General features: G+C 77.5%; 9 protein-coding genes. 8 read left to right on the top strand and 1 reads right to left on the bottom strand.

From position 1 onward, the window contains the following. Window positions 1–335: 335 nt before the first annotated feature. The 3 genes from ACWDRR_RS32345 to ACWDRR_RS32355 all read left to right on the top strand — a co-directional run bounded on the left by ACWDRR_RS32345 (window position 336) and on the right by ACWDRR_RS32355 (window position 4,424). A complete protein-coding gene (locus tag ACWDRR_RS32345; RefSeq protein WP_449775814.1) occupies window positions 336–1,994 on the top strand; it encodes an ATP-binding cassette domain-containing protein in 1,659 nt (552 codons plus the stop codon). Next, window positions 1,994–4,060 (top strand): ATP-binding cassette domain-containing protein, encoded by a 2,067-nt coding sequence (locus ACWDRR_RS32350; RefSeq protein WP_449775815.1) that lies wholly within the window; start codon window positions 1,994–1,996, stop codon window positions 4,058–4,060. Before ACWDRR_RS32345 ends, ACWDRR_RS32350 begins: the two co-directional genes overlap by 1 nt. Window positions 4,061–4,244: 184 nt before the next feature. Continuing rightward, window positions 4,245–4,424: a hypothetical protein gene (locus ACWDRR_RS32355; protein WP_449775816.1), complete on the top strand. Its 180-nt coding sequence runs from the start codon at window positions 4,245–4,247 to the stop codon at window positions 4,422–4,424. Between the two features lie 133 nt (window positions 4,425–4,557). Here the strand turns inward: ACWDRR_RS32355 and ACWDRR_RS32360 are convergent, their stop codons facing one another. Continuing rightward, window positions 4,558–5,664: an alcohol dehydrogenase catalytic domain-containing protein gene (locus ACWDRR_RS32360; protein ID WP_449775817.1), complete on the bottom strand. Its 1,107-nt coding sequence runs from the start codon at window positions 5,662–5,664 to the stop codon at window positions 4,558–4,560. A 152-nt stretch (window positions 5,665–5,816) separates the two neighbouring features. Between ACWDRR_RS32360 and ACWDRR_RS32365 the strand changes: the two genes are divergently transcribed. The 5 genes from ACWDRR_RS32365 (at window position 5,817) to ACWDRR_RS32385 (ending at window position 11,784) form a co-directional block, all read left to right on the top strand. After that, the gene (locus ACWDRR_RS32365) at window positions 5,817–7,220 is read left to right on the top strand and encodes a M48 family metallopeptidase (RefSeq protein WP_449775818.1); all 1,404 of its coding nucleotides are present in this window, start codon (window positions 5,817–5,819) and stop codon (window positions 7,218–7,220) included. Window positions 7,221–7,320: 100 nt separating this feature from the next. Next, window positions 7,321–7,974 carry a class I SAM-dependent methyltransferase gene (locus ACWDRR_RS32370; protein ID WP_449775819.1) on the top strand — a complete coding sequence of 218 codons (654 nt, stop codon included), beginning with the start codon at window positions 7,321–7,323 and terminating at the stop codon, window positions 7,972–7,974. Between the two features lie 338 nt (window positions 7,975–8,312). After that, window positions 8,313–9,629 carry a hypothetical protein gene (locus ACWDRR_RS32375; protein WP_449775820.1) on the top strand — a complete coding sequence of 439 codons (1,317 nt, stop codon included), beginning with the start codon at window positions 8,313–8,315 and terminating at the stop codon, window positions 9,627–9,629. A 7-nt stretch (window positions 9,630–9,636) separates the two neighbouring features. Continuing rightward, window positions 9,637–10,644, top strand: a complete 1,008-nt coding sequence (locus tag ACWDRR_RS32380) for an N-acetylmuramoyl-L-alanine amidase (RefSeq protein WP_449775821.1) — start codon at window positions 9,637–9,639, stop codon at window positions 10,642–10,644. 210 nt (window positions 10,645–10,854) lie between these two features. After that, window positions 10,855–11,784, top strand: coding sequence for a hypothetical protein (locus tag ACWDRR_RS32385; protein ID WP_449775822.1), 930 nt, complete (start codon window positions 10,855–10,857; stop codon window positions 11,782–11,784). The last annotated feature ends 38 nt before the right edge of the window (window positions 11,785–11,822 follow it).

Here is an 11,822-nt window from a genome sequence, read left to right on the forward strand (position 1 = left end):
CGTGCCGTCGTCCACGACCGCGATCCGGTCGGCGAGCCGGTCGGCCTCCTCCAGGTACGGCGTCGTCCGCAGCCCGCCTGTCCGGACAGGCGGGAGCGGCGCCGCCCTTTCCCGTGTGGGGCCTTGTCCCCTTACTACCGCTCCCGGTCGGCCTCACCACCGGCCCGGCCCGGTCCGGCCGACCGACCGCTGCTCGCCCTGCCCGCCGTCCGACGTCCTGCTCGCCCTGCCCGCCGTCCTGCTCGCCCTACGACGTCCCGCCCGCCGTCCGACGTCCCGCCCGCCGTCCGACGTCCCGCCCGCTGTCCGACCTCCGCCCCGACGGGAGCCCGCCCATGCCCCGCCGCCCCACCGGCTGGACCCTCGCCCTGGCCGTCGCGCTGCCCGTCGAGGCCGCCACCACGCTCGCCCTGCCCGCGACCCTCGCCGGAGCCGTCGACGCGGCGCTCGACCGGAGCGCCGGGCACACGGCACTCCTGCTGCTCGCGCTCGTCCTCGGCGCCGCCGCCGGCGCCAACGCGCTGGCCGCCGCGGCCGGACCGGCCTGCACGGCCGAGGCCACCGCCGCCCTGCGCGGGCGGCTGGTCCGTCACCTGCTCGCCCTCGGGCCCGGCGGACGCCTGCGATCCGGCGGCCCACCGCCCGGCGACCTGACCGCACGGCTGGCGGGCTCCGCGGCCGACGCCGGCGGCCGGCTGCCCGCCCTCCTCGGCGCGGCCACCGCGCTGCTCACCTCGCTCGGCGCGATCATCGGACTCGGCCTCCTGTCACCGTGGCTGGCGCTCGCCTTCTTCGGCGGCGTCGTGCCCGGGGTGGTGCTGATCCGGCTGTTCCTGCGGGAGGCCGGGCAGGTCTTCGTCCGCTACCAGGAGGTGCAGGCGGAGCTCGCCGCCCGGCTGACCGGCGCGCTGACCGGGCTGGACAGCATCCGGGCGGCCGGCGCCGAGCGGCCCGAGGCGGCCCGGATCCTGGAGCCGCTGCCCGCACTGTCGGCGGCCGGGCACGCGCTCTGGTCCGCACAGCGGCGGACGGCCTGGCAGGCGACGCTGCTGATCGCCGTGGTCGAGGTGGCGGTGCTGGCCACCGCGGGCACCCTGGTGGCGGCGGGCGCGCTGGCGCCCGGGGCGCTCGCCGCCGCGGCCGGCTGGGCGGCGCTCGGGGCGGGCCTCTTCGAACAGGTCGAGGCACTGGTCGGGGTCGCGCACGCGCGCGCCGGGCAGTCCCGGGTGGACGAGCTGCTGGCGCCGGCCCCCGCCCCGGCCGGCGCGTCCGCCCTCCCGGCGGGCGGTACCGGCGAACTCGCCTTCCGGGGTGTGCTGGTGCGGGACGGCGACCGCGTCCTGCTCGGGCCGCTCGACCTGACCGTGCCCGGCGGCAGCACGGTCGCCCTGGTCGGCCGCTCCGGCAGCGGCAAGTCGCTGCTGGCCGCCCTGCCCGGACGGCTGCGCGACCCGGACGAGGGCCGGGTGCTGGTGGACGGCGTCCCGGTGACCGAGCTGACCGCCTCCGAACTGCGCCACGCCGTCGGCTACGCCTTCGAGCGGCCGGCGCTGGTCGGGCGGACGGTCCGCGAGGCGCTCGACGGCGCCGGCCCCGACGAGGCGGCGTCCGCCCGGGCGGACGCCTTCCTCCGAGGGCTCCCCGCCGGCTGGGACACCCCCCTCGACGACCTGCGGCTCTCCGGTGGCGAGCTCCAACGACTCGGCCTGGCCAGGCTGTTGGCCAGACCGGCGCGCGTGGTGGTGCTGGACGACGCCACCTCGGGCCTCGATCTCGCCACCGAGTACCACGTCACCGAGGCGCTGGACCGGGCCGCCCGGGGGCGGACCCGACTGGTGGTCGCCCACCGCGAGGCCGCCGCCGCCCGCGCCGACCTGGTCGCCTGGCTCGACGCCGGCCGACTGCGGGCCCTCGCCCCGCACACCGACCTGCTCGCCGACCCCGACTACCGCGCCACCCTGGCCGGCGCCGCGCTCGAAGCGGCCGGTGCCTGATGGGCCGCCACAGCGCCCCGCGCGCCGCCCCGATCCCCGCGCCGGCCGGCGAGGACCGGCCCGCCGAGCCGCACGCACCGCACGCGCCGTACGCCGGAGCACCGCACGCCGGACACGCCGGACACGCCGGAGCGCCGCACGCCGGATCCGCCGAGGCGGCCGCTCCCCCGCCCCGCACGAAAAGTCGGCCCGGTCAACTTCCCACTCCGCGGTGGTCGCCCGGCTGGCTCCTGCTCGGACGCCGGCTCGGCGCCACCCGGGGGGCGTTGTGGCGGCTGCTGGCCTGGTCCGGAGTGGAGGCGCTGCCGGCCCTGCTGTCCGGGCTGCTGGTGTCGGCCGCCGTCGACCAGGGGTTCCTGGCCGGGCGGCCCGGGGTGGGAGTGGCCTGGCTGGCCGCCTTCGGGGCGGTGACCGCCGCGCGCGCCTACGCGGCGCGGGCCGGGTTCCCGTACCTGGCGGCCGTGGTGGAGCCGCTGCGCGACGCCCTGGTGGAGCGCGTCGTCCGGGGCGCGCTGGCCCGCCCGCACGCGGATCCGGCCGAGGTCGCGCGGCTGACCGAACAGGTCGAGTCCGCACGGCAGTTGACCGCCACGCTGTTGCGCACCCTGCGCGGGGTCGGGGTCACCCTGGCGGCCGCGCTGGTCGGCCTCGCCCTCCTCGCACCGGCCGCCCTGCCGCTGGTACTGCTCCCCCTGCTCGCCGCCGGCGTCCTCTTCGCCCGGCTGCTGGGCCCGCTGGTCGAGCGCCGCCGGGCCGTCGTCCTCGCCGAGGAACGGCTGACCGCCGAGGCCGGCCGGGCCCTCCACGGACTGCGCGACGTCCAGGCCACCGGGGCACAGCAGCGGACGGCCGAGGCGCTCGCCGCCACCGCGGAGGAGAGCGCCGCCGCCTCCCGCGCCCTCGGCCGCGCCGCCGCGCTCCGCTCGCTGGTCGTCGCGCTCGGCGGGCGGCTGCCCGTCCTGGCGGTGGTCGCGGCCGCGCCCCGGCTGCTCGGCGACGGCGGCCTCAGCGCGGGCGAACTGCTCGGTGTCGCCACCTATCTGCTGCAACAACTCGACCCGGCGGTCCGGACCTTGGCCGGCACCGTCGGTGGCTGGCTGCTGAACCTGACCGTCGTGCTGGACCGGCTCGCCACCAGCTACCCGGACCACGAAGCGGACCCGAAGCCGGCCCCTTACCCGAAGCCGGCCCCTTACTCGGAGCCGGCCCCGGAGCCCGCCGGCGCCGAGCGGCCGGGGCCCGCGCCCACCATCCGCCTCACCGCCCTCCGGCACGCCCACGGCCCGCACGCCGCCCCCGTCCTCGCCGGCCTCGACCTGACGACGGCCCCCGGCGAGCACCTGGCCGTGGTCGGTCCGAGCGGCACGGGCAAGTCCACCCTCGCCGCGTTGCTCGCCGGCCTGCTCGCCCCGCTCGACGGCGAGGTCACCGTCGACGGCCTCCACCCGCACCTCCTCCCCGGCCCCGAACGCGCCCGCCTGGTGGCCCTGCTCCCCCAGGAGGCGTACGTCTTCCCGGGCACCGTCCGTGCCAACCTGCGCTGGCCCGGCCCGCCCGAGACGACCGGCCCGCCTGCACCGACCGGTCCGCCTGCACCGGCCGGTCCGCCTGCCACGACCGGTCCGACCGACACCCGGCTCCTGGACACCGCGGCCCTGCTGGGCGCGGACGGGCTCGTCGCCCGGCTCGGCGGGCTCGACGGCGTGATCGCCGATCCGGGCAGGCTCTCGGCCGGCGAACGCCAACTGCTGGCGCTGGTCAGGACGTACCTCTGCACCGCGCCCCTCGTGGTGCTCGACGAGGCCACCTGCCGGCTGGACGCCGCCGCGGAGGAGCGGGTCGAGCGGGCCTTCGCCGCCCGCCCGGGAGCGCTCGTCGTGGTGGCGCACCGGATCAGTTCGGCGCTGCGGGCCGACCGCGTCCTGCTGCTCGACGGCGGCCGGGGCGTGCTCGCGCGCCACGGCGACCTCCAGGTCCTGTCGCCGCTCTACCGCGAACTGGTCGGCCACTGGCTGGGCTCGGCGGGACCGCGGGCAGCCGGGCCGTTCGCCGGGCACCCGTCATGATCTCGATAGGATCTCGCCCGTTCCGGCCATTAGGGTGGCCGGGGCACGGGCCGAGATCACCGGCTCCGGCGCAGCTCAGACGCCTGGTCACACACCTGATCACGCACCTGATCACCCGCCGGACCGCGCCCGCGGTGCCAGCCGGCGCCGAAACACCCGCACCCTCGCACGGAAGACGATTTTGATGTCCGACACCCTCACCGACACCACCGGACCCGCGATCACCGGGACCGCCACCGCCGGGACCACGGCCGAGGACACCGCGTCGCACGGTCGCCACCGGGGCCCCTCCGCCGCCGACGACAGGCCCGAGGCCGACCCGCACGGCCGGCACCGCCTCGGTCTGGGCGCCGAGCAGGGCTGACGCAGGCCTCGCAGCCGTTCGCGGCTGTTCGCCGCAGGGCCCGCCGGGTGCACCGGCGGGCCCTGCGGCGTCCCGGCCAGCTGCCACGGCAACCCCGCGGGCGGCCCCGGCGGCCGAACAGCCGCGCCGCCGCTCAGTCCAGCGTGACGACCGTCCGCAGCGCCTCGCCGCCCCGCATCTGCGCGATGGCCTCGTTGACGTCCGCCAGCCCGACCCGGTGCGTCACCATGCCCGCGAGGTCGATCCGCCCGGCCCGCCACAGCTCCACCACCAGCGCGATGGTCCGCGGCACCGGCGCGCCGCCGTACAGCGAGGGCAGCAGCCGCTTCTCGCTGAAGAAGAGCTCGCTCATGCTGAACTGCGCGAGGTCGTCCCGCGCCCCGGCCCCGATCACCACGACGGCGCCCCCGCGCCGGACCGCGTCGTACCCGGCCCGGACGGTGGCCGAGCGGCCGACCGCCTCGAAGACGTAGTCGAACCCGCCGCCCGGCAGGCCCTTCGCGACGGCCTTCAGCTCCTCGGGCGCGAGCGCCTCGGTGGCACCGAAGGCCAGCGCCCGCTCCCGGCGCGAGGCGACCGGGTCCACCACGGCGATCCGGCCGGCGCCGCAGACCCGCGCGCCCTGCACGGCCGCGACACCCACCCCGCCCGCGCCGATCACCGCGACGGAGGCCCCCGGCTCCACCCGGGCGGTGTGCACGGCGGCACCCACGCCGGTGGTCACCCCGCAGCCGATCAGCGCGGCCAGCTCGTACGGCAGGTCGGCGGGGACGGTGATGACGGCGGCGCGGTCGACCACCACCTCCTCGGCGAACGTGCCGGTGCCGTAGAAGCCGGAGGCCTCCACCGGCTCCGCGGGCCCGACCGCCGACTCCCCGCCGCCGAACCGGAAGCCCGGCGCGCCGAGCCGGCGCAGGCTCGCCACGCAGAGGTGGCCCCGCCCGCGCTCGCAGTGGACGCAGTGGCCGCAGGGCGCCATCCAGCAGAGCACCACGCGGTCCCCGACCGCGACGCCGGTCACGCCCTCGCCGACCTCCACCACGTCGCCGGCGCCCTCGTGGCCGGGGACGAACGGCGCGGGCTGCGGCAGGACGCCGCTCATCGCCGACAGGTCGGAGTGGCAGAGGCTGGCCGCCCGCAGACGGACCCTCACCTTTCCGGGGCCGAAGCCGACCGCCACCACGTCGTCGCGGACGTCGAGCGTGTCCTGGCCGGTCTTGTGCAGGATGGCTGCGCGCATGGAACTGCTCCGGGTTCGCCTCGGATCGGTGGTCGGGCCGATTCTGGCACGACGCGCGCGGGCGGAGTAGAACATGTTCCATTCGGCCCCGCCGCTTCCGGCCGGTGGAACGGCTGAGCGCCGGGACCCTCGCCCTGGCATGATCACCCGCCGTGCCCATACCCGCCGCCCCCGAGGCCACCACCAGCGAAGCCCCCGAGCCCGACGCCGCCACCGCCGACGCCACCGCCCCCGCGGTGTCCGCGCCGCAGGCCTGCCCGCACTGCACCGCCACGATCGACGCCGATCCCCGGTTCGCCGTCTGGTGCCCGCAGTGCGAGTGGAACCTGACCCCCGAACCGGCGGACGCCCCCGCCACCACCACCCGCCGGGCCGCCGCGGACGCCCGGCGCGAGGCGGTCGCGACCGCCCGCACCGACGAGCTCTTCGAGGACGTCGCGGCCGGCCGTACCGCCACCGGCGCGCAGCGGGCCTGGCTGGCCGCGTCGGCCATCGCCACCGCGGTCCACCTGACCACCGCGGCCCTGTGCGCCTGGGGGCTCTGGCTGCTCGTCACCGGCAACACCCCGCTGCGCTGCCTCGGCGCGGTCGTCCTCGCGGTGGTGGTCCTGCTCCGGCCGCGGCTCGGCCGGGCACCGCGCGACGAGGGCGTGCTGGAACGCACCGGGGCACCCGCCCTCTACGGGCTGGCGGACCGCGTCGCCGCCGAGGTGGGGGCCGGGCCGGTCGGGGTGATCCGGGTCGACGACGCGTTCAACGCGAGCATGTCGGTGGTCGGGCTGCGCCGGCGGTCGGTGCTCACCCTCGGTCTGCCGTTCTGGGAGGTGCTCGGCGAGCAGGAGCGGGTCGCCCTGCTCGGACACGAGTTCGGCCACCGGGTCAACGGCGACCACCGGCGCGGGCTCTGGCTCGGCTCAGCGATCAACGCGCTCGCCCACTGGTACGACCTCGCCCGCCCGCGCGGCCACTACCGGGACGTGGTGGAGCTGCGGCTGCTGTTCCAGATCACCGACCTCGTCGCCGGCATCCTGCTCGGCGGCCTCGCCCGGCTGCTGCTCGCGGTGGTCCTGCTGCTCGACCGGCTCACCTCGCGCGCCGGGCAGCAGGCCGAGTACCACGCGGACACGCTGGCCGCCCGCGTCGCGTCCACCGAGGCGACCCGGCACCTGCTGCGGACAGGGCTGCTCGACGAGACCGTCCGCACCGCGACGGCCCGGGTGCGCGCGGAGCTGCGGAGCCGGCCCCGCGCGGCCCGCCGCGGCCCGGCGACCGCCCCGGCGGAGCCGGTGATCACGCCCGAGGCGTTCTGGGAGCGGCTGCGCCAGCACCTCGCCACCGTCCCGCCGCTGGAGCACGAGCGCCTGCTGCGCCGCTCCGCCCTGGAACGCGGGGCCGTGGACAGCACCCACCCGCCGACGCACCTGCGGCTCGCGCTGCTCGACCGGCGCCCGGCCCTGCCGGCCACCCTCAGCACGACCCCCGCCGAGGCCGCCGCCATCGCCGCCGAGCTGGCCCCCCACCGCGTGCGCCTGGCGCGCACCCTCCTGGCCGGCTGAGGAACAGCGTGACCCCACCGAACGGGACGCCACGGCCTACCGTCCAGTAGGGTCCGACGGCGAGCACGAGCACCAGAACACCCGGCAAGGGAGCTGCACCATGTCCGACCTCCTGGAGAACACGCACCCCGCACCCGAGGTGCTGGCGGCCTTCGAGGGCGCGACCGGGTTCATGCCGGTGGACGAGGGCCTCGCGCTGTACGCGGCGGCGCTGACGGCGGCACGGCGGACGGGCCTGCCGGTGCTGGAGATCGGCACGTACTGCGGGCGGTCGGCGATCCTGCTGGCCGCGGCCGCCCGGGCGGCGGGCACGGTGGCCCTGACCGTCGACCACCACCGGGGCTCCGAGGAGCAGCAGCCCGGCTGGGAGTACCACGACCCGACCCTGGTGGACCAGGAGGTGGGCCGGATGGACACGCTCCCCCGGTTCCGCCGCACCCTGCACGCGGCCGGGCTGGAGGACCACGTGGTCGCGCTGGTCGGCCGCTCGCCGCAGATCGCGGCGCTCTGGGGCGGCCGGCTCGGCCTGGTCTTCATCGACGGCGGCCACACCGACGAGCACGCCACCGGCGACTACGAGGGCTGGGCGCCGCACCTGGCTCCCGAGGGCCTGCTGGTGGTGCACGACGTCTTCCCCGATCCGGCGGACGGCGGCCAGGCGCCCTACCGGGTGTACCTGCGGGCGCTCGCCGAGGGCTTCGAGGAGATCTCGGTCACCGGTTCGCTGCGCGTCCTGCGCCGGGCCGCCGGCTGACCCGACCGGTCGCGAAGCCCGACCGAACCCCGTCCCGGACCCCTTCCCGGACCGGTCGCGAACCCCGCCCGAACCCCGACCGAACCCCTTCCCGGGCCTCTTCCCGACGGCGTGCCGACCGGCGCGCCGGGCACCGTCCTCGAACGCCGGAATCGAACGCCAGCGCGGCCCGACGAGATCCCCGGACCGGCCCCACAGGCGATCACGGATGCTCTAACGTCGTGCCGGGGCTGTCGGGCGGGGGTTCGAACGGTACGGTGTCCGCGCGGCGCACGGGCGCCGGGGACAGCGGCACAGCACCAGGCAGAGCGACCGGGCAGACGGTGGGGGCCAGCACGATGACCGACCAGCAGAACACCGCTCCGGCGGTCTGGGACCCGACCGCGCGCGGCGGCGCCGGCGGCTGGGTGCGCGGGCCGCAGCAGCCCGCCCCGGGAACGGCCCAGCCCCCCACCGCCCAACCCCCCGCCGCCCAGCCGGTGCCGCCCGCGCCCGGCCGGCCCGGTGAGGCGCCGCAGGCGCCCGGCCGGGCGCCCCTGATGCAGCAGCCGCCCGCAGCGGGCGGCGTCGGCGACCAGGGCCCACCGCTGGCCGCCCGCCCGTACCTGGCCACCGGCGGCCAGGGGTACGACGCCCCGACCGCGCCCGCCTTCCCGGCCGCCGCCCCGCCGCCCGCCGGCCCGCCGACGGCGGCGCCGCCCGCACCGGGCTTCCCGGAGCACGCGGCCCCCCAGGGCCCGGCCGGCGGCTACGGCTACCCGCCGGCGCCCCAGCCCCAGAACCAGCCCCACCCCCCGCCCCAGCCCCCGTACGCCGAGGCCCCGTACCCCCAGCAGTACCCCGGGTACCCGGCCCAGCCCTACCAGCAGCCCTACCAGCAGCCGGACTACGCGGCGGGCTACGAGGACCTCGACGCCGAGGACCGCCCGGCCAACCGGCGCGCACCGCTGCTGATCGCCTTCGCGCTGCTGTTCGTGCTGGCCCTCGGCGGCGGCATCCTCTGGGCGGTCAAGGGCAAGGGCGACTCGGCCGACCGGGCCGCCGCCACCACCTCCTCGGCGGCCGCCACCGACCCCGGCACCACCGGGAACCCGCCGCCCGCCCCGGCCCCCGACGGATCGACCGGTGCCCCGAGCCCCACCGACACCGCGTCCGCGTCCGCCTCCGCGAGCCCGACCGCCGGTGCGGGCGGGCCCAACGCGCAGGCCCAGGCCAAGGCCCTGGACGAACTGCTGACCCAGGGCGAGAGCGCGAAGGCGCCGATCGGCAGCGCGGTCGCCAAGGTGAGCAGCTGCCCCGCGAAGGCCGACATCGACAGCGCCGCGCAGGTCTTCGACAGCGGCGCCAAGCAGCGCGACCAGCTGATCGCCAAGCTCGCCACCCTGGCCGTCACCGACCTGCCCGGCGGCGCGGACGCGGTGCAGTCGCTGAAGTCCGCCTGGCAGCTGTCCGCCGACATCGACCGGGCGTACGCGAGCTGGGCCCGCGCCGTCTCCGCCCAGGGCTGCTCGGGCTCGGCCCCGAACACCGCCGACAAGAAGCACGCGGACGAGCTCAACCCGCAGGCCACCCAGGCGAAGAAGGACTTCGTGGCGAAGTGGAAGGCGATCGCCGACCCGTACGGCCTGACCGCGCGCACCCAGGACAGGATCTGAACCACCCGTGACCCGCACCACCTCCGGTCCGCACGACGAACCGCCCCGCCGTTCCCGCCTGCTGCGCGCCTCCACCGTGGCCGCCGTCCTGGTACCGCTCTGCCTGGCCGGCTGGCTGGGCTGGCAGGCGGTCGCCGACCACGGCCGGGACGGCTCCGCGTCGCCCGCGGCATCGCCGTCGGCGCCGGCCCCGGCCCCGTTCGCGGCCCCGGTGGACGCCTCGCCGTCGCCCGGCGCCCCGGCAGCCTCCCCGGCCACCGGCCCGTCGGCCCCGGAGAGCGCCGCCACCGGCACGACGACCGGCACCCCGTCCTCCCCCGCGACCACCACCGCGTCCTCCACCGTGCTGGCCGGGCGCACCGTCCTGCTCGACCCCGGCCACAACCCCGGTAACGCCGCCCACACCACCGAGATCAACCGCCAGGTCGACATCGGCAACGCCCGCAAGGAGTGCGACACCACCGGCACCTCGACCAACGCCGGCTACAGCGAGGCCGAGTACTCCCTGGACGTCTCCCGCCGGGCCCGCGCGATCCTCACCGCCCGGGGCGCGACGGTGGTCCTGGTCCAGGACGGCGACCGGCCCTGGGGCCCGTGCGTGGACGAGCGCGCGAAGGCGGGCGCCGCCGCCCACGCCGACGCGGCGGTCTCCGTGCACGGGGACGGCGGCCCGGCCGGCGGCAGCGGCTTCCACGTGATCATGCCCGCCAAGGTGGTCGCCGGAAAGGCGGACAACACCGCGATCGTCGCGCCCTCGCACCGGCTCGGCCTGCTGCTGCGCGACAGCTTCCACGCCGCGACGGGCGAGCCGTACGCCGACTACATCGCCAGCCAGGGCCTGGACACCCGGTCCGACCTCGGCGGGCTGAACCTCTCGGCCGTGCCCAAGGTGTTCATCGAGTGCGGTAATATGCGCAATTCGACCGATGCCAAGCGGATGACGGACCCTCAGTGGCGCCAGCAGGCCGCCCAGGGGATCGCGGACGCACTGACCGCGTTTCTGACCACGCGGTAGGCGGCCGGGGCCGAACCGCCCGCCCCACCGAAAGGTGGACAGCAAGAGGCCGGGGCCGCGCAGTTTGCAACGACTTCGCCCCATTCCCGAGCCCGCTGTGCACCCGCGACGCGGTTGGCCCTAGGCTTCTGGTCCGTTCGGAGTTTTCCGGGCCGGTCAACCCGACCGCGAAGAACCGCCGTCCACGACACACCAACGAGGGGAACGTTAGTGAATCTGCGCGCTCTCACCAGGGGAGACGCCGCCGTCGCAGGTGCGGCCGTCCTGCTCTTCATCGCCTCCTTCCTGCCGTACTGGACCGTGGACTGCAGTGGCAGGTACTGCGGCGACACGTCGCAGAACGCCTGGGACAGCGTCCTGTTCCCCGTGCTGCCCTCGGTCTTCCTGCTCGGCATCCTCGCCGCCGTGCTGATCCTGGTGCAGCGCTTCCAGGGCGCCGCCGCCGCCACCCGCCAGGTGCTCGGCCTGCGGCTGGACCAGTGGGGCATCGCGTTCGCCGTGGCCGCGCTCTGGACCTCGATCTGGGCCCTGGGCGGTGGCCCGAAGGGCCTGGACCACGGCTTCGGCGCCTGGCTGGCCGTCATCTCCCTGCTGGTGCTCGCCGGTGCGGCCGCGGCCGGCCCGCTGGTGCCCGCGCTGAAGGCCCCGCTGGTCACCGACAAGCCGGCCGTCCCGCAGGGCTACCCCGGCGGCTACCCGGCCCCGCAGCCCGGCCAGCCCGGCCAGTACGGCTACCCGGCCCCCGGCCAGGACCCGCAGCAGGTGCAGTCCCCCGCGTTCGGCGGCCAGCCCGGCGGCTACGGCTACCCGGCCCCGCAGGCCGGCCAGCCGCAGGACGCCGCCCAGGCCGCGGCCCAGCAGGCCGCTCAGCACGCCGCCACCCAGCAGGCCGCCCACCAGGCGCCGGCTCCCGCCCAGGCCCAGCCGGCCCCGGCGCCCGACTTCGCGCCGTTCTGGTTCGCCGTCCCGGCGCCGCGTCAGCTGGCCCCGAAGGACAACCCGGCCGGCGCTCCGGTCGGCGACCTCGTCCCGGGCACCTGGTACCTGGCGGTCGAGCAGCGCGGCGCCGCGCTGGTCGCCCAGCTCCAGGACGGCACCCAGGGCGTGCTGAACGACACCACCGGTATCCAGCGCGGCTGACACACCGGCAGGCGACACCGAAGGGGCGGGACCGGATC

Source organism: Kitasatospora sp. NPDC003701 (assembly GCF_053587085.1).

Coding starts and splice junctions, on each gene's coding strand:
- ACWDRR_RS32345 (WP_449775814.1), top strand. CDS start 336: ATGCCCCGCCGCCCCACCGGCTGGACCCTCGCCCTGGCCGTCGCGCTG.
- ACWDRR_RS32350 (WP_449775815.1), top strand. CDS start 1,994: ATGGGCCGCCACAGCGCCCCGCGCGCCGCCCCGATCCCCGCGCCGGCC.
- ACWDRR_RS32355 (WP_449775816.1), top strand. CDS start 4,245: ATGTCCGACACCCTCACCGACACCACCGGACCCGCGATCACCGGGACC.
- ACWDRR_RS32360 (WP_449775817.1), bottom strand. CDS start 5,664: ATGCGCGCAGCCATCCTGCACAAGACCGGCCAGGACACGCTCGACGTC.
- ACWDRR_RS32370 (WP_449775819.1), top strand. CDS start 7,321: ATGTCCGACCTCCTGGAGAACACGCACCCCGCACCCGAGGTGCTGGCG.
- ACWDRR_RS32375 (WP_449775820.1), top strand. CDS start 8,313: ATGACCGACCAGCAGAACACCGCTCCGGCGGTCTGGGACCCGACCGCG.